The following is a 21,269-nucleotide window of genomic DNA, read 5'->3' as shown; positions in this document are numbered from 1 at the left end:
TCACTTTCTCCAGAACACCGCCGCTGATCGTTCCCACGCTCCGCGTGGGAATGCGGCCCCGGACGCTCTGCGTCCCAAAGCGTGACGCGGAGCGTCACAGGAGGCGTTACCACGCGGAGCGTGGGAACGATCAGGTTCGCGGTGTCTTCAGAACTGCCAGTTCAGGCTCAAGCCCACGCCCTGTGTTTTCGCGCGCCCACCCAGCTGGCCGTTGTAATCCAGGTTGACCCGTGTCGATGCATTCAGCGCCAGGCTGGCCTGCACGCCCACCAGGGCAGCGTCGCGCAGCAATGGCGCACTGCGTACGGCAAATGAAGGCCCGCCCGCGACAAACGCCAAATGCTCTTCGGACTCCACCGCCGTCAGGCTGTGTTGCCAGCCCAACGAACCGGACAGGTCCAGTTGCTGGTGGTCATTGAGGGCCAGGGTTTTCAGCGCACGCACGCCGAGGGTGCTAAGCACCGCATCACGCCGGTCGCTGCCGCGTTCCAGGGCAGCGGCATCGCCTTTTTCGTGGAAGGACTCGCTGTTCAGATGCACATAGGCCAGGTTGGCGAACGGCTCCAGGGCCACCGCTTGCAGGCGGATGCGGTACGCGGCTTCGGTGAAGACTTGCGCCGTGGTCGCGTCCAGCTTGGTTTTTTGCTTGCCGCTGACGTCACCCCATTGCAGATCGCGCTTCACGTCGCCGCGATGCCAGCTGTAGGCACCGCCGACGCTCAGGCGCCAGTCACCCAGCTCGCGCCCGGCGTACGCGCCAAAGTGGTAGCTGTCGATGGACGCCGATGAATGGGTACCACTGCCCATGTTCAAGGAGCTGTCGCTGTAACCGGCGACCACACCCACGCGGGTCTGCTCATCCAGCGCGCCATCCACGCCCGCCAACAGGCCACCGATGGAGGTGGTGGAACCCGCCGTTTCAGTGCGGCTGTCGGTCTTGCCCCAGGCGCCCAGCGCCTTGAACCACAGGTTGCTTTCACCGGTCACTGGCACATGGCGCAGGCGCTCGCCCACGGCATTACGCAGTTGCAGGCTGTCGTTGATCAGCATCGCACCCACAGCCGGGTAGATTTCCCCGGACAGTTGCTGCAAGCCCTGCTGGGCCACGGCGACCGATTGCGACTGCAGCAGGCTTTCATACACCGGGTTGCCAGCGCCCAATTGCTCGGCGGCCGCCGCGACGTTGCGCTGGTTGCGGGTGGCGCCGACGCTGGCGAAGCTGGCGTCGTTGCGCCCGACATTCAGTTGCACGGCGTTGGCGGCGTAGTCGAGGGTGCCACCGAGGAACAGGTAGTTGGGCAGCACTTGCCCGAACTGGCCCTGGATACCGCCCGCCGCTTGAAGAATCGAGTACTGCCGACCAATCAGGCTTTGGGCCTCGCTCTGGCTGAGCAAGGTGGGGCTGTTTTCCAGCGCCAGCGTGACGGTGCCGCCGCCCAGAACTGCCTTACCGCCGGCAACAATGCGGTCGCTGCTGGTGGGCGTCAGTTCCACGGCATAGGTCGAGCCGGCGCCGAGGTTTACGTCCCCTGCCACTTGCAAGGTGCCCACGGAATTGCCCGGTGCCACACGGCCGCCACTGTTTACCGACAACGCGGCAATACGTCCGGAACCCCCCAGGGTGCCGCTGTCATTCACCGTCACCGCCGAGGCCAGCGAGCCATTGACCGCTAACAGACCGCCGTTGACGAGGGTCGCGCCGCGATAGGTGCTGTCGCCGCTGAGCACCAGGCTGCCGGCACCGGCCTTGATCAGGCTGCCCTCGTACACGCGGTTAGCAGCAGCCTGGTCGCGAGCGTTGCCGATGGCGTAGTCGGTCTGGTCCTGCTGGCTGGCAGTCGCGCCCACGCCGTTTTGCCAGCCCTTGTCGATCAGGGTTTGCTGCCAGGCGCTGTGCTCGGCACGGTCCTCGGCCTGGCGCTGGACCAACGCCTGGTCGGAAATGCCATTGCTCCACACATCGCCCTGCCCGGCGGCCAGGTTCACCTCCATAGGCCCGAGCAATTGCCCCGGGCCATGCATCGCCCGGCCCAGGTCAGGCACACCCCAGCCAACGATGGCGTTAGGCGCCTGAGTGATCGTGCCGTCGAGCTGCGTGGCGGTGGTCAGCAGCACCTGCAAGGCTTGCTCGTTGGTCATGTAGGGATAACGTTCCATCACCAGCGCCAACGCGCCGGTGGCATGGGGCGCTGCCATCGAGGTGCCCGACTTGACCCCATAACCCCCGTCAGGAATGGTGCTGTTGATTAGCGCGCCGGGGGTAGAAATACACCAGTACTTGGCGATGCCGCACTTGTTGTATTTCTGGTTATTGGCTTTATCCAGCCCGGACACGGCGAGCCAGTGGCCTTCCAGTTCCGGCTGGAAATACGGCAAGGCCGAGCGCACGCTGGCGTTGGCATAGCCGCTGTTGCCGGCGCTGAACACGTTGATTACACCGGCCTTGGCCACGTCCGCCGCAGCGTCCAGCCAGGTGCCCCGGTTGTAATGCTGGGCGTACGCCGCGTGCATGTTGTCCAGGGTCTGGTAGCTGACGTCCTTGGGCTGGCTGCCCCAGCTGTTGTTGATGGCGCGCACGCCGGAGTCCACCAAAGCGGTGTACACGGTCTTGAAGTATTTGGGGTCTGGCGTCGGGCCGAACAGGAAGCTGTCGTTAGCGTTGGTGTTGCCCACATAGACCTGCGCGTTGTAAGCAACGCCATGCATACCCACGCCGTCGCGGGCGGCGCCCATGGTGCCGGTGACGTGGGTGCCGTGGGAATCATTGTTCGGGTTGAGCGCGCCCGTGGTGCTGAAGGCGCTGCCATCGACATAGGTGCCAGTGGCGGTGACCGGGTGAAAACGGTCTTTGGAAGCTTCCGGGTGATTGGTATCGAACCCTGAGTCCAGCGCACCGATTTTCACGCCTTGGCCGCTGATCCCGGCGGCGTAGGCTTCATCGGCCTTCATGCGGCCCAGGCCCCAGTCGCTCTGGTACTCGGCGGAGCGCCAACTGGCGGGGTTACCCGGTTGGCCGGTCTCGGTGTATTGCGCCTGTGCCGCAACGGACAGCAAGAGCAAGGAACCTGCGGTGAAGGGTTTGAAACGTGGTGAATCGGTGATCATGTGCACACTCCCTATTATTGTTATTCCCTACCCTGTGGCGAGGGAGCTTGCTCCCGGTGGAGTACGAAGCGCTCCCCAAAAAAGCCGGCTCCAGCTTCGCTGTCGAGCGGGAGCAAGCTCCCTCGCCACAAAACGCTCGCTCCTACAGTTTTCCATCCGGGCCGAAGGCTTCGTCTACCTTGGCCAGGTCGGTGTCACGCAAGTTGCCCGCGTAGTAGTGCAATTTGGTCCAGGCCATCAAGTAGTCATAACGCGCCTGGGCCAGGTCGCGGCGGGTGCTGTACAACTGCTGTTCGGCGTTCAGCGCGTCGAGGTTGACGCGCTCGCCGCCGAGAATGCTCTGCTTGGTCGACACCACCAGCGCCTCGGCGGATGCCAGCGCTTTCTGATAGGCGCGCAACTTACTCACGCCCGACAGGCACGCACTGAACTGGCGACGCAGTTCGATCAGGGTTTCCCGGGTCTTGCCTTCCAGCTCGTACTCCGCCTGCTCCATCGCGCGGCTGGCCTGGCGGGTGGAGGCCGAGATACCGCCACCGGCATACAGCGGCATGCTCACTTCGACGCCGATGGTGTTGGTGTCGTAGCGCTGGTTATAGGTGTTGCCGCTGTCGGACTCCTGCTTGCGCGAGGTGGCATACGCGGTGATTCTGGGCAAATGCCCGGCACGGTTGCGTTCCACTTCATAGCGCGCTACTTCCAGGGACTGGCGCTGCGAAGCCAGCACGGGGTTGTTGGTCAGCGCCAACTCATGCCAGGTGTCGTAGTTGGCCGGGGTCAGGGTGAACGCGGCAAAGCTCTGGTTCAGCGGTGCCAGGTCGTTGATATTGACGCTTTGCACGCCGATCAACGCGCCCAGCTCCCGGAGCGAGGCGTCCTGCTCATCCAGGGCCTGGATCTCTTCGGCGGTGGCCAACTCGTAGCGCGACTCGGCTTCAAGGATATCGGTGCGCGTGCCCTCGCCTTGCTGGAACAGGTGCCGGTTCTGCTGGAACTGTTGTTCGAACGCCTTCTTCTTGGCCCTGGCGATGTCGATCTGGTCCTGGGCAAACAGCGCCTGGGTGTAATAGCTCAACACCCGCACCAGCAACGCCTGGCTCTTGTCGCGAAAGCTTTCATCGGCGAACAGCGCCTGGGCCACGCCCTTGCGGTAGTTGGCGTAGGCTTCGTAGTCGAACAGCGGCTGTTGCAGGCTGAAGGTCGAGCCGTAGCTGTTGTAGTTGCGGTCGTCGCGGTAACTGCCGCCGCGCCCGTCAGGCAGGTGCGCTTCGGAATTGTTGCGGCCCTTGTTGTAGTTGTAGGACAGCCGCGGCAGCAAGCCGGCGCGGCCAATGGTGCGGTTCTCCAGGCCGGCATCGCGCTCTTTGATGGCGCCGAGGAACACCGGGTCGTTGCGCAGCGCCTGCTCGTACACATCGAAGGGCCCCATCGCCGCCTGGGCACTGCCACACACCAACAACAGCGAAATGAACACTGGCTTCATGCTCATTCCTCGGTCAACGCAGAGCCGGCACGGTCCAGCAGCGGCTTGAACAGATAGTTGAGCAGCGAACGCTCGCCGGTGCGCACGAACATCTCGGCGGGCATGCCGGGCTTGATCACCAGGCCGTTGAGTTTTTCCATCGCCGCCTCGCTCACGCTGGTGCGCAGCACGTAGTACGGCGCACCGGTCTTTTCATCGAGCATCTGGTCGGCGGAGATCAGGCTGACTTCGCCCGGCACCCGTGGCGTGCGGCTTTGGTTGAAGGCGGTGAAGAGGATGTCTACAGGCAAGTGTGTGCCGACCTTGTCCACCAAATGCACCGGCAGGTGCCCTTCTACTTCCAGGCGTGTGCCCTGGGGCACGATCTCCAGCAGGGTTTCACCGGCGCGCACCACGGCGCCTTCGGTATGCACGCTGAGGTTGACCGCGATGCCATCGGCCGGCGCGTTGATCTCGCTGTGTTGCAGGTTGAAGCCGGCGGAGGTCAATTGCTGTTCAAGGGTCAGGCTGCGCAGTTGCGCGTCGGCCAGTTGGCTGCGCACTTCCTTCTGATACTCCTCGCTGTGCTGCTGTAACTTGAGGCGCGATTCGACAATGCCCTGCTCTATCCGGCCGCTTTCACCGGCGTTTTGCGCCAGGTCCTGCTGCACCTGGGATAATTGGCGCTGGTAGTCCATCAGGCGGTTGCGCGGGATGTAGCCGTTGTCGGCCAAGGGTTGCAGGTTGCTCAGTTGCGCGCGCAGGGATTGGGCCTGGGCGGTCAAGTCACTGCGGGCACGGCGCATACCACTTAGCTGAGAGTTGGCGCCCTCGATGCTGGCGCGGATCCCGGCTTGTTCACGGGCAAACGCGTCGCGACGGCTGCTGAACAGTTGGCGCTGACCTTCCAGCACCAGCATCAGGGCTGGATCAGGGTTGGCGCTCAGCTCAGCAGGAAAGGTAATACCGGGCAGGTTGTCACGCTCGCTCTGCCAGCGCGCCACGCTGGCCCAGGCCATGCGGTACTGGGCTTGCAGCGATTGCACATCGGCCTGGTTCTGGGTCTGGTCGAGACGAAACAGCGGCTGGCCTTGCTTGACCAGTTCGCCCTCCTTGACCAGGATGCGGCTGACCACGCCGGGGCTGAAGGTTTGTACCGCCTTGCGCTTGCCGGACACCACCACGGTGCCTTGGACCGGTATACCTTGATCCAACGGTGCGAGGCTGGCCCAGAGGAAAAAACCACCGGCACCGACAATGGTCATCACCCAGCCCATTTTTACGAAAAAGCCGGCATCGCGTTCTTTAATTTGAGGTTCAACAGTAAGGCTGCTCATGCGCCTGGATTCCTTCCGGCCTGGTAGTGACGACTGAAGCTGACACCGGGTTTTTCTTTCGGCGCTTCCTGCTGCCCTGCCAAGGCCCGCAGCACTTCCTGGCTGGGCCCGAATGCCTGCAACTGGCCTTCGCCGAGCACCAGCAATTTATCGGCCTGGGCCAATGCCGAGGAACGATGGGTGACCAGCACCACGCTGCTGCCCTGGGCTTTCATTTGCATGATGGCGCTGGCCAATGCGGCTTCGCCGACGGTGTCGAGGTTGGAGTTGGGTTCGTCCAGCACGATCAGGCGCGGCCCGCCGTACAGGGCGCGGGCCAGGGCCACGCGTTGTTTCTGGCCGCCGGACAAGCCACCGCCGTTGTCGCCCAGCACGGTGTCGTAGCCTTGGGGCAGGCGCAGGATCAATTCATGCACACCGGCCTGTTGCGCGGCCTTGACCACCCGCTCCGGGTCGGCCTCGCGAAAGCGCGCGATGTTGTCGGCAATGCTGCCGCTGAACAGCTCGATGTCCTGGGGCAAATAGCCGATATGCGGGCCAAGGTCGTCGCGGTTCCAGCGGTGAATATCCGCGCCGTCCAGGCGCACGGTACCGGCCAGGGTCGGCCACACGCCCACCAGCACACGGGCCAGGGTGGACTTGCCGGAGCCCGACGCACCGAGCACGCCCAGCACTTCACCGGCAGCCAGGTTGAAGCTGACCTGATGCAGGGTCGCCATGCGCCGCCCCGGCGGGCCGGCGCTGACCTGCTCGAAACTGACCTGGCCGTGGGGCGCAGGCAAAGCCATGTGCTCGGCCTCTGGCGGGAATTCGCGCAGCAGTTCGTCGAGGCGCTGGTAGGCCAGCTTGGCCGAACTCCATTGCTTCCACACTGCAATCAATTGGTCGATGGGGCTGAGTACGCGGCCCATCAAGATGGAGCCTGCGATCATCATCCCGGCGGTCATGTCGCCCTTGATCACCAGGTAGGCGCCCAGACCCAGCACCAAGGATTGCAGGCACAGGCGCAGGGATTTGCTTAAGGAGGTGATGATCGAACCGGTGTCGCTGGCCTGGTTCTGCAAGCCCAGGAACTGCGAATGCACGCCAAACCAGCGTTGGCGCAGCGCACCGAGCATGCCCATGGCCTGGATGGTTTCGGCGTTGTGCAAATGGCTGGTAGCCAATTGGGTGGACTGCTGCGAATAACCACTGGCCTCGCCCAGTGGCTTTTTGGTCAGGTATTCGTTAAGGCACGCCAGGCCAATCAACAACACTGCGCCGGCCGTGGCCAGCACGCCGAGCCACACATTGAACAGGAAAATCACGAACAGGTAGATCGGGAACCACGGCGCATCGAAAAACGCAAACAGCGCCGGCCCCGTGATGAATTGGCGCAGAGCGGTCAGGTCGCCCAAGGATTGCCCGGCATGCCCCTGGCCGCGCTGCAGGTTGCGTTCGAACGCGGCTTTGTACACGCGCAAGTTGAAACGTCGCTCCAACTGGCTACCAATGCGGATCACGATAAAGCTGCGCACCACTTCCAGCAGGCCGATAAACGCAAAGAAGCCTACGACCATCAGCGTCAACATCACCAGGGTGGTTTCATTCTGGGAGGACAACACACGGTCATACACTTGCAGCATGTAAATCGAGGGCACCAGCATTAATAGGTTAATCAATGCCGTGAAACAGCCAACGCTGATCAAAATACTCTTGTATTCACCCAACGCCCTGAATAAGGGCGCCACCCCATGGGACTTCGCCATATTAATTGTTTTTCCTTGCAGCGAATTACGCAAAAGGGTCACCCCTACCGAGTAGGGTACGGCCGCCTAACAAATCGAGTTATATGCTTATAACTTTTAATTAAAGTTTTCGTTGCAGCCTTACAACTTCGCCCGCTTTAGTGCGGGCTTGATAGTCGCCTTCTTTCTGGCGATTCAAATGGGTAATCCCAGAGCCTTCAGCGTTAAACAGCCAAATACCATCCGGCGTGGGCGACCACGTCAGCGGCTTGTCGCCCAGCCATTGCTCGGCACAGGCGATATCACCCTCCAAGGCGTTGGCTTGCTCCACTAACTTGAGCGCGCACACCTGACCCTGCTGCTTCAGCTCCCACTGCCCGGCAAGCTGCGCGGAGGTGGGTAATACAAGACTGCTAGCCATTGCGTGGGCTCCTGCCGACACGAACAACACCTGCACAACACAGGCGATCAAATGGGAAAAACGTGGCATATCCAACTCCAGCCTGGAGCGCGGCACCGAAGCGCCGCGCGCTTTACATCAGGCTACGATGTCACTGGCAGCCGCCTGGCCAACGGTGGTGACGAGGAAATCCGCCACGCCGTGCCCGGAGAAGTCCACGGCCAAGGTGCCCAGGTTGGTACCTGAGGCATAGCTCAGTACAGCATCGCCGGCATGCCCGGTAAATGCGTTGACGAAGGTCACGCCCGCACCCTTGGTGATACCGGACAGGTCGATCTTGTCCGAACCCGAGGTGAAGTCAAAGATCTTGTCCGCAGCCCCTGGCTTGGAGTCGGAACTGGCACCGTACACGAAAGTGTCGCTGCCAGCGCCGCCCCACAGCTGGTCCGCACCGCCGCCGCCGTAGATGAGGTCGTTGCCGGCCCCGCCCTTGATGGTATTGGCGACTTGGTTACCAATGATCAGGTCGTTGCCCGAACCACCGAACGCGTTCTCGATGGTGACGCCCTTGGCGATGGACACGTTGCCCACCAGGCCGCCCACATCAGAGAACGAGGTGGCAGTGAGGTTGATCTTCTGGTTCTGGGTAAAACCGGAGAAGTCCAAGGTGTCGTTGCCGCCACCGTCCCATACCGAGAACACCAGCTTGTCGGCATTGGAAGTGGCGCTGAGGAAATCACGCCCGGTGTTGGAGTTGAACCCGTAGGTGGTGTCCGTGGCGCGGGTGCTGAGGTTGGCACCGTAGAGCTTCTGGATCGCGGCGATGTCGTCGATCAGCGGGCCGGAAGCGTAAGCCTCGACGCCGCCTTTGCTGAAGTTCTGGTTGGTGTTGCTCTCGCTCCAGTAACTCATGAGGCTATAGCCACGCGTGTCCTGTCCATAGGTTGCGTCGTTATAGGTCGGGTTGCCGTTCCCGGCGTTGTAGTCGCCAGGGTGAGCCAGGCCCAGGGTGTGGCCGATTTCGTGGGTCAGGGTCTGCCGGCCATAGTTGTTCAGGTCCGGGGTCTTGTTCGGCGTGTAGCTGTTGTTTGTCAGGTACCACGAGGTGCCGTCGTAGCCTGCACCGGTACCGGGCAGGTAAGCGAAGGCCGCGGCGCCGTCCTGGCCACTGCTGTAGTTGCCGAACGTCATGTGGCCGTCACCGCCGGAAGCCTTTTCGGTAAAGGTCACGTTGGCGACATCCGACCAGGATTGCATGGCCAGTGCGGCCTGTGCTTTCTGCTGGGCGTTGAACTGGCTGAACCCTGAGATGCCATGTTTGTTCATGGTGCTCTGGGTAGCCGAGGTGAGGAAGGTGTAGGTCAGATCGATCTTGCCGTTGCCATCAAAGTCCCGATACGCGGCGCCATCCCGCAGCAGCTGGGTCGCTGCCTGGTCCACGGTGTAGGACGGTTTGCCATTGACTGTGAGGTTACCGCCACGGTCATACAAATGGCTGAAGCTATCGATTTGCGAGTAAGCAGTGCTGGCTTGCGCGGCAGATACAATAGCTTTGTCTTTTACTTTTGACATAAACGTACTTCCTTGTTTGCAAGTGCATCAGTCTTTGTTCGATAGGAACCTCGCGGGCGAGGATAGTCCTATCACTCACCTCTTTTGAAGGCGTAAGAAAACTGACACAACTTGAAATCTTTCGTCTACATCTATTTCCATCGCACAATTGTGACGCAGGTTCAAGTTGAAGAAGTCGCACGCAGTGTTTATTGGGGGCCGTTGCGTTTGTGTGGCCGAATCGGCGCTCACCACTATTTAAATATTAAATACAAGTAAAGGCACTCTAAGTGAGCGGCCGACTTGATTAATGGATCCAATATATTGTCACGGTGTCATTAGCAACATTAAAGAGCCACTATTCGCACTATTAAAGTGCGCTGCCCCCCATTACCGGGACATACTCCAGCCACACTGTTGCAGGGCTGCCAAGAGGGTTTCGCCAGCCAGGCCCGGCACCTTGACGCCGTCGTGGGTGGTCATATCTTCACCTGCCAGAATGGCATTGATGATCGCCTCCTCCACCGCCTCTGCCGCCGCGCTGAACAGCGGCGAAATATGATCGTTGTTGACCATCTGCAACCCGGTGCTGAGCGGCAGGTCCTTGCGCCCATAGTCGGCCGGTGGCAAATCACGGTTACCGGTGGCAAACGCCAGGAACAGGTCGCCGCTGGAATCCTCGGTGCCGCCACCGGTGCGCGCAATGCCGATGGACGCGCGCTGTGCCAGGCGCTGGCATTGGTGGGGCAGCAAGGGAGCGTCAGTGGCGATGATCACCACGATGGAGCCCATGCCGGGAGTGCCACGCTCGGCAAAGGGCGAAGCAATATCCATCAAGTGACGGCCCACCGGGTAGCCATCGACCCGTAGCTCCTGGCGCTTGCCATGGTTGGCCTGCACCAGTACGCCGACGGTCCAGCCGCCCTGCTCCGTTGGCAACTGCCGTGACGCAGTGCCGATGCCGCCCTTGAACTCGTGGCAAATCATGCCGGTGCCACCGCCTACCGCGCCTTCCTGCACCGGGCCGCTTTCAGCCTGGTCCAGGGCCTGGCGCACATGCTCAGGGCGAACATGCTGGCCCCAGATGTCGTTGAGCAGGCCGTCATAAGTTTCCATGACCACCGGCATGCACCAATACACCGCCGGGTCCGCCAGACGCTCGCGCTCCAGGGCGATCAGGCTATCGCGCACTACCCCGATACTGTGGGTGTTGGTAATGGCCATCGGCGTGGTCAACAGCCCCGCCTCGCTGATCCATTCAAGCCCCGTGGCGTCGCCATTGCCGTTGAGCACGTGGTAGCCGGCAAAACAGGGTTGATGTCGAGCTTCCCCGGCACGCGGCTGGATCAGCGTGACGCCGGTGCGTACCTGCTTGCCGTCGACATGCGCCTTGAGCGTGGCATGGCCGACGCGAACGCCGGGAACATCGGTGATGGCATTCAATTCGCCGGGCATGCCCAGCCCCAACGTGATGCCCAATTGACGTGCACGCATACCCACTCCCTACAGTTTCTGAAACGCTGGACTCAACCGGCCACTGATGCAATACAAAATCACCGACAGGGCCAGCAAGCCGATGATGATCATGATGTCGCGTACCGAGGCCTCAAGGATCAAGGTGACCAGCAGGTAACCGGCACCGAGCACCGCCAGCAATGCTGGCAGCGGCCATAACGGCATGCGATAGGGATGCTCGCGATCACGCAGCAGCACCCGGCTCATCAGCGCGCTCAGCGCCACCACCAGGTACACCAGCATGATCAGCAGCACGCTGAATGAGGTCAGGTCGGCCAGGTTAGAACTGAAGCTCAACAGCGCCGAGGGTATCGCCAGGAACAGCGTCGCCAGCCACGGCGAGTCCCAGCGCGGGTGAATACGCGTGAACAGCTTGTTGATACTCGGCGTCCACAGCGCATCGCGACCGCTGCTGAACACCACCCGGCCAATCTGGATCACGATGGCGACGATCGCGTTGAACACCGACAGGAAAATCCCGGCGCTCACCAACCGCGACAGGGTTTCATTGCCATGGCTGGTCAACAGGTAGCCGATCGGGTCGGGGCTGCTGATCATCTCGCTCAGGGACGGCGCGCCAATCAACAGCGCGGTGATCGGTACCAATTCGATGACCACCACCAACCCCAGGGACCAGAGCACCGCCTTGTGCACGCCCTTGCCGCCGCACTTCATGTCTTCGGCCAGCAACACCGCTGGGCCGTAGCCGTTGAACGAGAACAGGCCGATGCCGACGGCACCGATCACCAACGCCCAGGGCGCCAGGTGCAACACGCCGTTTTCGACGATTTGTGGCTGCAGCAACACACTGGCCGGTTGCACCGGATTACCGAAGCCGATCACCACAATCACCAGCAACGCCGCCACTTCCAACAGCAGGCAGGTGCCGGTGATCCAGGCGTTGAGCTTGATATTGAGGATGCCCAGGGCGTAACTGCATACCACGATCACCAGGGCGACAGTTTGCGCGTCGAATGTCGTGCCCAGAGCGTTATTCAGATAAGTCGCCGCACCGGTCGCCAATACCGGCGGGATAAACAACAACATCACCAGCACTGTCAGGAAGGTGGCATAACCGGCCATGCCACCAAACACGCGCTTGGCATATACGTACTCGCCACCGGCGCTGTTATGGGCGCGGCCGAGCTCGGCGTAACAGAAAGCAAACATCAACGCGAGCAACGCCGCCATCACGAATGCCAGGAACACGCCACTGCCCGCCTGCTGGATGGCAAATGGGGCGATCACAAAGACGGAACTGGCCGGCGTTACCGCTGAAACGGTAATAGCCACTACATCAAAGACGCTCAGGGTGGGCTTGAGCACGCCATCGGGCGCGGGGGTAGCACTCATATCGTTATCCTCTGTCGTTGTTTTTGGTGTGAGGCAGAAACGAAAAATGATTTTTCCTCGGGATATGCTTCCCGTTGGACAGTGACGACGTTATCGGTTGGCAGGGCTGTCGGCCAATTCCCCTATTGGCGTACTCCCCTTGACGGTGCCCGCCAGAAGCCTAACCCTTGGCCGATCATTTGAGGGTGGGGATGTTGAGATGAACCTGTTCCGGGAAATAGGTATGCACGCGGGATTGGGCCGCACCCTGTCTCAGATCGGCACCGAGCGGTTCTGGAAGCAATTGGTGCTGTTATTGCACCAATGCCTGCCCTTCGATAATGCCCTGGCGATTTTCTACCCGCTGGATGGTCCGCCCCAGGCCCTGGAAGAGTACGACGCCCAGCCCAGCAGCAAGCCCGCGTCGATGCTGGTGTACCTCAACGGCCTGTACCTGCTTGACCCGTTTTACCAAGCCTGCCGCGAGCATTATGCCAGCGGCGTTTACCGCCTGGAGGAAGTGGCGCCGGACCATTTTCGCCAGAGTGAGTACTTCCTCAATTATTTCCATGACAATGTGCTGGAAGACGAAGTGCAATTGATCCTGCAATTGCCCGGCGCCGGCACCCTGTCGCTGTCACTGGGCATGCAACGGCGCTTCAGCTTTGAAGAAACCGGGCTGTTGACCACGCTGTCGGCCTGGGTGTTGCCGCTCATGCAGCAGCATTGGCAGCAAAGCACCGAGCGAGCACCAGCCATGGACAGCCAGATTCGCGATGCCCTGAGTCATTTCGGCAGCGGTGTACTGTCGGACCGCGAACTGGAAATCGCCCGCCTGGTGTTGCGTGGGTTCTCCTCCAAGGCCATGGCCGAACGCCTGAAGATCTCGCCGGACACCGTAAAAGTGCACCGCAGGCATTTGTACGCCAAGCTGGACATTTCGTCGCAACCCGAGCTGTTTTCGTTATTCATTCAGTCGCTGGGGCATGACTTGGAGAATCCATAGGCTTAGTCAGAGTGAAAGAAATTAATATGCTGCGGCAAAAGATTTACGCCATCAACGCGTATAGAAAAGTTCGGCCCTTCAGGGTTGACCTTGATAGTCAAAGTGCTCACGCCAAACTCATGAGTCAGTTGCACATCCCCCACTTCCACGGGTGGGCCAGGCTGAATATTAATAGCTGAGATATTGTGGTCTTTTAATACCCCAGACACATCGATTTCATCCTCCTTGGGGTTGAAGTTCAAGAGGGTGTCAGGGTCATCGCTAAGGGAGTCGGTACTTTTTTCATATTTGAATGTGTTTTCACCCTGGCGCCCCACCAGCTGGTCGGCACCGCCACCGCCGATGAGCACCGAGGGCTCGCCACGCCTGGCTTCAAGGCGCTCACGCTGGTCTGTGCCGCGCAAAGTGGGCGGGCTGTTTTCCGGTTGGGTCCACGTGCCGCCAGTGGGGAGGCTTTGTATGGAAGACATATAAGTCACCTGTCAGATAATGAGTGTATGTGAAAGTGTTACGCGTTGCGGATTGAAATCTCTCACGCAGGCAATAACACTTTCCACTCCAAATAATTGACATCACATGTCTTAACTATGACGTGATTATTTATCCCGCCCAGTACCAATGACTTGTCGGCCTTCCTGGGGGCGCTGTTTTCATGTTAATCAACGCCCCGTACGAATGGTATTCCAAACCCGAGTACGCACCCGGTCGATGTTCAACGGCATGGCTTGCAGTGCAAATAACTTGCCCATCATTTCCGCGCTTGGATACACCTTGGTATCGGCCTTGATCGCCGGGTCTACCAGATTGTCGGCCGCCGCGTTGCCGTTAGCGTAGTGCACGTAGTTGGTGATACTCGCCATCACGTCCGGGCGCAGCAGGTAGTTCATGAACGCATAGCCGGCTTTCTCATTGGGTGCGTCGACGGGCATGGCGACCATGTCGAACCAGATTGCCGCGCCTTCCTTGGGAATGTTGTAGCCGATATTCACGCCGTTCTTGGCTTCTTTGGCGCGGCTTTCGGCCTGCAGGATGTCGCCGGAGAAACCGACGGCGACACAGATGTCCCCATTGGCCAGGTCGGCGGTGTATTTCGAGGAATGGAAATACGCCACGTAAGGTCGCACTTTCATCAGCAAGGCTTCGGCCTTCTTGTAGTCTTCGGCTTTTTTGCTGTGGTGCGGCAAGCCCAGGTAATTCAGCGCGGCTGGCAGCAGTTCGGGGCCGTTGTCGAGGATGGCGACGCCGCATTTTTGCAGCTTGGCCATGTTTTCCGGCTTGAAGATCAAGTCCCAGGAATCCACCGGGGCGTTGGCGCCGAGTACCGCCTTGACCTTGTCGATGTTGTAGCCGATACCCGTGCTGCCCCACAGGTACGGGAAGCCGTGGGCATTGCCGGGGTCGTTGTTTTCCAGGGCCTTGAGCAGCACCGGGTTGAGATTTTTCCAGTTGGGCAACTGGCTCTTGTCGAGCTTTTTCAGGGCGCCGCCCTGGATCTGTCGCGCCATGAAATGGTTGGAGGGGAACACCACGTCGTAGCCCGATTTACCGGTCATCAGCTTGCCGTCGAGGGTTTCGTTGCTGTCGTACACGTCATAGGTGAAACCGATGCCGGTGTCTTTCTGGAAATTCCTGGTGGTGTCCGGCGCGATGTAGTCCGACCAGTTATAGATCTTCACGGTCTCGGCGGCCTGGCTGATAGAGGCCACCAACATCAAGGGCAACAGGGCAATGGCTTTCATGGTTCGATTTCCTGGCGGTTTTAGGGCTGTTTTTATGGCAGGCGATCAAGGATCAAAGCGTTACAGAATCAGGACATAGGTCTTGCGCACGGTTTCCTGGATATCCCAGATACCGGTGCTATTGGCTGGCAACATCAGTGCGTCTGGCAGAGGGGTGTTCAGCGTGTCTTTGAATTGGGTGATGCTCATGGTTTTTCCCCTGTGGGTGACGAGTCAGTGCATGAAACCTTCCATGAAACCGGCAAGGCTGGTCGCCAGCTTGCGGCGCCAGGGCGCAGTGTTGGGGTTGGCCAAAACCTGGTCTTCATGGACAAAACTACGGATGATCGCGTTGTACCCCAGCCAGCGGCACGGCTCCGGCTCCCAGGCCTTGAGTGCTTTGAGGCCACCTTCGCGAATTACCCAGGGTTGTTGGGTCAGCAGGGTGTCGCGGCCGAGGATCAAATCGGCCAGGGTGCGGCCGCCGAGGTTGGTGGCGCCCACGCCCTCCCCGCCATAGCCGCCGGACAGTGCGACGCCGGTGCTGTGGTCACAGAGCATGTGTGGTCGAAAACGGCGCGACATGCCGAGGTTGCCGCCCCAGGAATGAGTAATCCTGGCCTTTTTCAGCTGTGGGAAGAGTTCGCCAAACAGGTAGCGACGCAACTCCACTTCGCTGTCGGTCAGGTCGAAGTTGTGCCGCAACTTGCCGGCAAATTGATAGCCACCACGGGCGCCGAAGACCAGACGATTGTCGGCCGTACGCTGGCCGTAGGTGACTTGTCGGCTGCTCTCGCCAAAGGCCTGACCCTGACTGAGCCCGATGTCTGCCCAGGTGCTGGCCGGCAGCGGTTCGGTGGCGACGATCAAACTCTGCACCGGTAACTGGTAGCGGCCCAATAGGGGCAAGGTATTGGCGTAACCCTCGACCGCAGGCACCACCCAGGCGGCGCGCACGCTGGCCTTGGCGGTGCGCAGGCCGCCGGACTGCCAATGGGTCACGGGGCTGTTTTCGTAAATGGTCACGCCCAGGCTCTCAACGGCCCGCGCCAGGCCACGCACCAGCTTTGCCGGGTTGATCGTCGCGACGTGGGGGGCATAGATGCCGCCATAAGGCTTGGCAATGCGGACCTGCTCGGCCAATTGCTGCGGGTTGAGCCAGCGGTAGTCGTCTTCGGTGAGGCCCTGGGCGTAAAGCTTGTCCAGATAGCGGCGCAGGCTGCCCTCCTGCTCGGGGTAGCGTGCCGCGCAATACAAGGCGCCGCCTTTGCGGTAGTCGCAGTCAATGCCCTCGCGAGCCAGCACCCGAGCCACTTCATCGGGAATACCGTGCAGCAGGTCAAACGAAGCGCGCCGGTGCTGAGGGGCAAGCTCAGCCAGCAGGCGGTCTTCCCCCAAGAGGTTACCCATCAACCAGCCACCATTGCGACCGGATGCGCCAAACCCAGCAGTCTGTGCCTCGATGATCGCGATTTTCAGCTCGGGGGCCTGGCGCTTCAGGTAATAGGCGGTCCACAGGCCGGTGTAGCCGGCGCCGATAATCGCCACATTGACGTCCAAGTCGTGCTCCAGCGACGGGCGCGCTACCAGCGGGTCGTCCAACTGGTCCATCCATAAACTGATACTGCGCCATGCTGGCATGCCAGGTTCCCCTACATCGGTTCGATAGGGTCGATCCTAGAGCGCAGCGTCAGAGGCTGTCTTGCGCGCGTGCACGCACAGAAATTTGTTTGAGGTACGCCTTGGGCGATTGCCCGGTGTGCTGGCGAAAAGCGCTGTAGAACGCCGAGAGTGAATTGAAACCGGCGGCAAAGGCCAACTCATCGACTTTGACCGGCGCGGTGGCGTGGTCCAGCGCGGCCAGTAAATGCTGGAGTCGCGCCTGGTTGACGTAGCGATAGAAGCTCTGCCCCAGCACTTGGTTCAGCAGGTAGGACATCTGGTTGCGACTGTAGCCACAGGCCTTGGAGACCCGCTGCAGGTCCAGCTCCGGGTCCAGGTACGGCTGTTGACGCTCAAAATATTGTTGCAGGTCATTGGCCATATAACCCAACTGCTGGGGCGACAGGCCCAGGCGGCTGACCGTAGGGCGCAGTGCCTGGGCGGGTTGCTCGTGCACCAGGGACGCATATTCATTCACCCGCCAGATCAACCCGTCGCGCACCGTAATGGCCTCACTGGTACGAAACGACACCAGGCCCTGGCCGCCACGCAACGTGATGCGGTACTGGATAAACGCCGTATCGCCATCGGCGCGGATGCGGTCAGTGTGTTCAATAGCCTCATCTGCCTCACGGGGCATGCTGGCTTGCAAGTACTCGCGCAACTCGGCATAGCCCACCACACGGTTCTGGAAGAAATCGTGGTACTGGATCTCGGGATGGTAGTAAGCCATCACCCCGTCCAGATCGCGATGGCGCCAGCACAGGTGGTGGCGCAGCACCAGCGCGCCGGTAGCGTGGGAACTCTGACACTCATCGTCTGGGGCGATGTCGGGCATATTGGGCTCTACGGCGGGAGAAAATGCTTGAGAGTGCCGAAGTTTACCCGCCCCTTCAATGGTCAAATCGAGCGCCTGACTAATGGCCTTTTGCCTATTCCTCTGTAGGACATGATCCATATCAAAATTAGGCGAAAGAACCGCCGAACGGGCTCAAAAAAGTCACCTTGCAGTTGCGAACGAATGCTATTTTTAAGCCCTTAGATGTCATGACCAGCGAAGGTCTTGGCCCCTGCCGCGAGCTAAAGGAAGCGCTCAATGAACAAGGTGGGCAACATGAACAAAGTGACATTTCCCAACGCCTGCCAGCTGATGCGCTGGCATTTTCACCCGATGGGTTTTGAGGGCAGCATGGACGCCCCCGGCAGCATGATCGCCCGCCTGTTCGACCGGGCCAGTGGCGAGACGTTGATCGCTATCGCGGGGATTCCGTGCGCTACGGTGATGAACGCGGCTGATGTGGAGCGCATCATCGAGGCCGTGGAGGATGAATTGGAGAGTTTCGTACCGCCGTTGTCGTTGCGGGCGTGAGGCGGGGCTAACCGCCCACTCTGACGGTAACCACGATGCGAAGCGAGTCGCTCTTGATCTTGATCTGCTTTTGATCTTGATCTCAGGCGCCCCGTTAAACCACGCTGGCCGAATGCAGGCTTGAATTCGTGGCTAACCCGGCAGGACGCCGGGTTAGCCGCCCCGCGCCATGGATGGCGCGTGGCGGCGGCCCACGGATTCAAGCCTGCGTTCGGGCACACCGAGCCTAGGCGAGGTGCCGAGTGGTGGGGCAAGAGCGTTTTGCTTACTTTGCCGCTTTTGCAAAGTGAGCCGCTGTCAGAGCGGAACCCTAAGCGGCCGTTACCGCAGGAATGGATATGCTCTCGGTATAACGGTGTCGACTGTGAGGCCGTCTTCGCGAGCAAGCCCGCTCCCACATTTTTGATCGTGGGGTTTCAGGTAGATAGGTATCGGCTGGTAGGCCGTCATCGCAGGCAAGCCAGCTCCCACATTTTCGATCGTTGGGGTGTCAGGTAGGTAGGCGTCGGCTGGCAGGCCGCCATCGCAGGTCAGCCAGCCCCCTTCGGTGCACGCTGATCATCAAAAAACGCCTTCCTGCCATCCACCCGCTCAGACGCCCTGGGCACATTCACGCCTTGACCTTCCGGCTTCTCCACATACCAATAGCAATGGCTGACCGCCCGGGTAATCCCCACATAGGCCAGGCGCAACACTTCGTCTCTCTGGGCATTGTCATAAGGCTCGCTGTCGCCATCCTTACCCAAACCCGCCATGCGATAGACCTGATTCTTGTACGGCGAGCTGGTGACATGCTGACAGTCACCCAGCAAAAACACCGCATCCGCCTGCAGGCCCTTGGCACTGTGATACGTCAGCTGTTTCAACCTGCGCGCCTGAGGCGCCAAGCTAGAATCCACATTAACCACAGACTGAATTTGCTCATGAATCAATAACTTATCACTACTTTTTCGATAAAGCATCAGGATCGAATCGCCCCGCTGATAGTGCTCCTGCAACCGCTGCCCCAGTGCCGCGTCGTCACGTTCCAACACCGTGACGGGCACCAGCGCCTTGGGCTCGCCACTGGCCCTGGCCTTCTTGCCCGGGATGGCCGGCGCGCTACGGACGATATGTTCGGCAGCGTCGATGATGTGCTGGTGGCTGCGGTAGTTCTCCCCCAGCATCACGCGGGTGGTGCTGGGCGAAACAAACTCCTTGTTGAACTCCATGAAGTACTTGGGCGAACTACCGCGCCAGCCATAGATCGATTGCCAGTCATCCCCCACGCACAGCAAGGAGGAGCGTTGCGCACCGCGCCCGACGTGCATGGCCGGCCCACGGCTGCGGATTTCGCGCAGGCTGGCGCGGATCCAGGACACGATCTGCGGCGATACGTCCTGGAATTCATCAATCATCAGATGCGACATCGGCCGCAACAGCGGATCGCTGAGCAGCTTGAGGTTCTCCGGGGTATTTTCGCCAAACAGCGAGAACATCCGGTTGTAGGTCATGATCGGCGGCGATTGTTCCAGCAGGTGATCTTCCAGGGCCTTCCAAAAAATGCTCAGAGCCTCGAAGAACAGCCGGTCCGGGTCGTCTTTGGCGAAGCTCATCTGGCCAACCGCCGTAGGCACATCCAAACCAAGGTTCTCGATAAACCCGGCTGCCATGACAAAACTGTCCAACAGGGGCGCCGAAGCGAGCTCGCCTTTAACCTTGTAATCAAAGCCTGGCCCGGCCGTAGCATCGCCGCCCAGGCTGCTCAAAAGGCGCTTGGAAGATTCGTAATTATCAATCCATATCAGCGGCTTATTGCAGAAAGCTTGAAACAACGTGCGCTTCACCGCCCATTCTGCACGCACCGAGAGTTTCGAGTTCGGCCGACTGATCTGAGGGTTTTCACGCCCATCGAACCCCAGCACCACCCAGGCATCCAGCTCCGGGATGTAGCCGTGGCAATGAAATTGCGCGCCGTTGATTTCAAAGGCCTGACGGCTGGGTTCGATGCCTTTGATCGGCCAGGCGCCGGCGCGAAACCATAGGTCTTCAATCACATCACAGAGTTCTTCATCGCGCTTGGCCGCCAATTCAGTCACGGCCATGCGCTTTTGCACGTCCGGATGATCGCGCTCCAGCTCCTTGAGCTGAAGGCCATGGCGGGCCAAGGGTGCAATCAACTCGCGAAAACGCTGATGGCGGCCATACAAGTGGTGATAACAAGCGTTCATCTGCTGCCGCTGGGCGTCACTGATACGCAGGTCGAAGGCGTTGCTGTCGGCATCTTCAAAACCACCGCTGAGGTTCTCAAAGGCCTGCAGCCGCTCAAAACCCGGCAGGCTGCGCACCATCGGCAGGATGCGCGAGTGAAAGGTGCGCACCACGGCCTGGGCTTCTTTGCTGCCAAGGGGTTGGCCCCACAGGCTGAGAATTTCCATGAGTTTGTTGATGAAGTCCTTACGCGACTCGCGAGTGAAGGTCACCACCGTCATCGAACTCAGCTCGAAGCCCAGGTAATGGCTGAGCAGCAGGATACGCAGTACCAAAGACGTCGACTTGCCGGCGCCGGCGCCGGCGATCACTGAGGTCGAGGGGGTATCGCTGAAGATCATCTTCCATTGCGCCGCACTTGGCTGCGCATGGGCTGGCAGCAGGCGCGCGACATCGGCCTTCATGCGTTTCTTCACCTCTGCGGTGAGCGGCAATCGCCAATCGTCGAACAGGCTGTCATCTATGCCTGGCGCACGGTGCTCATCGGGGCGAAAGTCACGAATCAGCAGGACTTGTCGGCCCTCCTCGATGCCATCAGCCTTACCCTCGCGGTAACCGTACTCAACGCCTGCCTCATGCCCACTGCGAAAGCCGTCGGCCTGGCCATGCAACCAGGAAAACCTGTGCTGCGCACGCAAACGGGTGAGGCCATGGCCGAACAGGCGAGCGGCAAGCCGCTTCAACAGCGGCATTTCAGCCAAGGGGCGCAGTTCGGGGGGTAGATCAGGCTGTTGTTGCGACACGCGGACTCCTGCGTTGAGCTTGTTTTGACCAAGCCGTCATGGTCGCCGGAAACGCCGCTCAGTTCCAGCCAAATGCTTTGCTGTCATGCAGT

The 21,269-nt window shown here is 60.4% G+C and carries 15 protein-coding genes and 1 pseudogene; 2 read left to right on the top strand and 14 right to left on the bottom strand.

Features of this window, described 5'->3' with window-relative positions; genetic code table 11:
• Positions 1 to 147: 147 nt before the first annotated feature.
• From eprS to ODQ19_RS23575, 8 genes are all read right to left on the bottom strand, one after another.
• Positions 148 to 3,105: an autotransporter serine peptidase EprS gene (eprS, locus tag ODQ19_RS23610; RefSeq protein WP_330211364.1), complete on the bottom strand. Its 2,958-nt coding sequence runs from the start codon at positions 3,103 to 3,105 to the stop codon at positions 148 to 150.
• A 142-nt stretch (positions 3,106 to 3,247) separates the two neighbouring features.
• Complete coding sequence (locus tag ODQ19_RS23605; RefSeq protein WP_003191155.1) at positions 3,248 to 4,588, bottom strand: TolC family outer membrane protein; 1,341 nt, start codon at positions 4,586 to 4,588, stop codon at positions 3,248 to 3,250.
• Positions 4,589 to 4,590: 2 nt separating this feature from the next.
• On the bottom strand, positions 4,591 to 5,904 hold the full coding sequence (locus ODQ19_RS23600; RefSeq protein ID WP_116668021.1) for an HlyD family type I secretion periplasmic adaptor subunit: 1,314 nt from the start codon (positions 5,902 to 5,904) through the stop codon (positions 4,591 to 4,593).
• Positions 5,901 to 7,652: a type I secretion system permease/ATPase gene (locus tag ODQ19_RS23595; RefSeq protein ID WP_330211363.1), complete on the bottom strand. Its 1,752-nt coding sequence runs from the start codon at positions 7,650 to 7,652 to the stop codon at positions 5,901 to 5,903. Before ODQ19_RS23595 ends, ODQ19_RS23600 begins: the two co-directional genes overlap by 4 nt.
• Before the next feature lie 100 nt (positions 7,653 to 7,752).
• Entirely contained in the window at positions 7,753 to 8,121 is a 369-nt protein-coding gene (locus ODQ19_RS23590) for an AprI/Inh family metalloprotease inhibitor (protein ID WP_116668019.1), read from the bottom strand.
• Positions 8,122 to 8,169: 48 nt separating this feature from the next.
• Positions 8,170 to 9,603 carry a serralysin family metalloprotease gene (locus ODQ19_RS23585; protein WP_116668018.1) on the bottom strand — a complete coding sequence of 478 codons (1,434 nt, stop codon included), beginning with the start codon at positions 9,601 to 9,603 and terminating at the stop codon, positions 8,170 to 8,172.
• 369 nt (positions 9,604 to 9,972) lie between these two features.
• Positions 9,973 to 11,076 (bottom strand): DmpA family aminopeptidase, encoded by a 1,104-nt coding sequence (locus ODQ19_RS23580; protein WP_330211362.1) that lies wholly within the window; start codon positions 11,074 to 11,076, stop codon positions 9,973 to 9,975.
• Positions 11,077 to 11,085: 9 nt separating this feature from the next.
• Positions 11,086 to 12,450: an APC family permease gene (locus ODQ19_RS23575; protein WP_330211361.1), complete on the bottom strand. Its 1,365-nt coding sequence runs from the start codon at positions 12,448 to 12,450 to the stop codon at positions 11,086 to 11,088.
• Between the two features lie 199 nt (positions 12,451 to 12,649).
• Here ODQ19_RS23575 and ODQ19_RS23570 point away from each other — a divergent pair, with 199 nt between their 5' ends.
• Positions 12,650 to 13,435, top strand: coding sequence for a helix-turn-helix transcriptional regulator (locus ODQ19_RS23570; RefSeq protein WP_116668015.1), 786 nt, complete (start codon positions 12,650 to 12,652; stop codon positions 13,433 to 13,435).
• 2 nt (positions 13,436 to 13,437) lie between these two features.
• On the opposite strand, the gene ODQ19_RS23565 is transcribed toward ODQ19_RS23570, so the two are convergent.
• From ODQ19_RS23565 to ODQ19_RS23545, 5 genes and pseudogenes are all read right to left on the bottom strand, one after another.
• Positions 13,438 to 13,905, bottom strand: coding sequence for a M10 family metallopeptidase C-terminal domain-containing protein (locus ODQ19_RS23565; RefSeq protein WP_330211360.1), 468 nt, complete (start codon positions 13,903 to 13,905; stop codon positions 13,438 to 13,440).
• A gap of 189 nt (positions 13,906 to 14,094) precedes the next feature.
• Complete coding sequence (locus ODQ19_RS23560; protein WP_330211359.1) at positions 14,095 to 15,174, bottom strand: polyamine ABC transporter substrate-binding protein; 1,080 nt, start codon at positions 15,172 to 15,174, stop codon at positions 14,095 to 14,097.
• A gap of 60 nt (positions 15,175 to 15,234) precedes the next feature.
• Positions 15,235 to 15,321, bottom strand: a pseudogene (locus tag ODQ19_RS23555) (cupin domain-containing protein); the annotation flags it as partial.
• Positions 15,322 to 15,387: 66 nt separating this feature from the next.
• Positions 15,388 to 16,794 (bottom strand): NAD(P)/FAD-dependent oxidoreductase, encoded by a 1,407-nt coding sequence (locus tag ODQ19_RS23550; protein WP_330211358.1) that lies wholly within the window; start codon positions 16,792 to 16,794, stop codon positions 15,388 to 15,390.
• Positions 16,795 to 16,843: 49 nt separating this feature from the next.
• Positions 16,844 to 17,653 carry a helix-turn-helix transcriptional regulator gene (locus ODQ19_RS23545; RefSeq protein WP_116668011.1) on the bottom strand — a complete coding sequence of 270 codons (810 nt, stop codon included), beginning with the start codon at positions 17,651 to 17,653 and terminating at the stop codon, positions 16,844 to 16,846.
• Between the two features lie 258 nt (positions 17,654 to 17,911).
• Here ODQ19_RS23545 and ODQ19_RS23540 point away from each other — a divergent pair, with 258 nt between their 5' ends.
• Positions 17,912 to 18,184: a DUF1652 domain-containing protein gene (locus tag ODQ19_RS23540; protein ID WP_003191138.1), complete on the top strand. Its 273-nt coding sequence runs from the start codon at positions 17,912 to 17,914 to the stop codon at positions 18,182 to 18,184.
• Between the two features lie 530 nt (positions 18,185 to 18,714).
• Here ODQ19_RS23540 and ODQ19_RS23535 read toward each other — a convergent pair.
• Positions 18,715 to 21,177 (bottom strand): UvrD-helicase domain-containing protein, encoded by a 2,463-nt coding sequence (locus ODQ19_RS23535; RefSeq protein WP_330211357.1) that lies wholly within the window; start codon positions 21,175 to 21,177, stop codon positions 18,715 to 18,717.
• Between the last annotated feature and the right edge of the window lie 92 nt (positions 21,178 to 21,269).

The organism is Pseudomonas sp. AM4(2022), from assembly GCF_036346515.1.
Taxonomy (GTDB): Bacteria; Pseudomonadota; Gammaproteobacteria; order Pseudomonadales; family Pseudomonadaceae; genus Aquipseudomonas; species Aquipseudomonas paracarnis.
The sequence above is the reverse complement of the archived record's forward strand: the minus strand, read 5'-3'. Positions and strand labels throughout refer to the sequence as shown.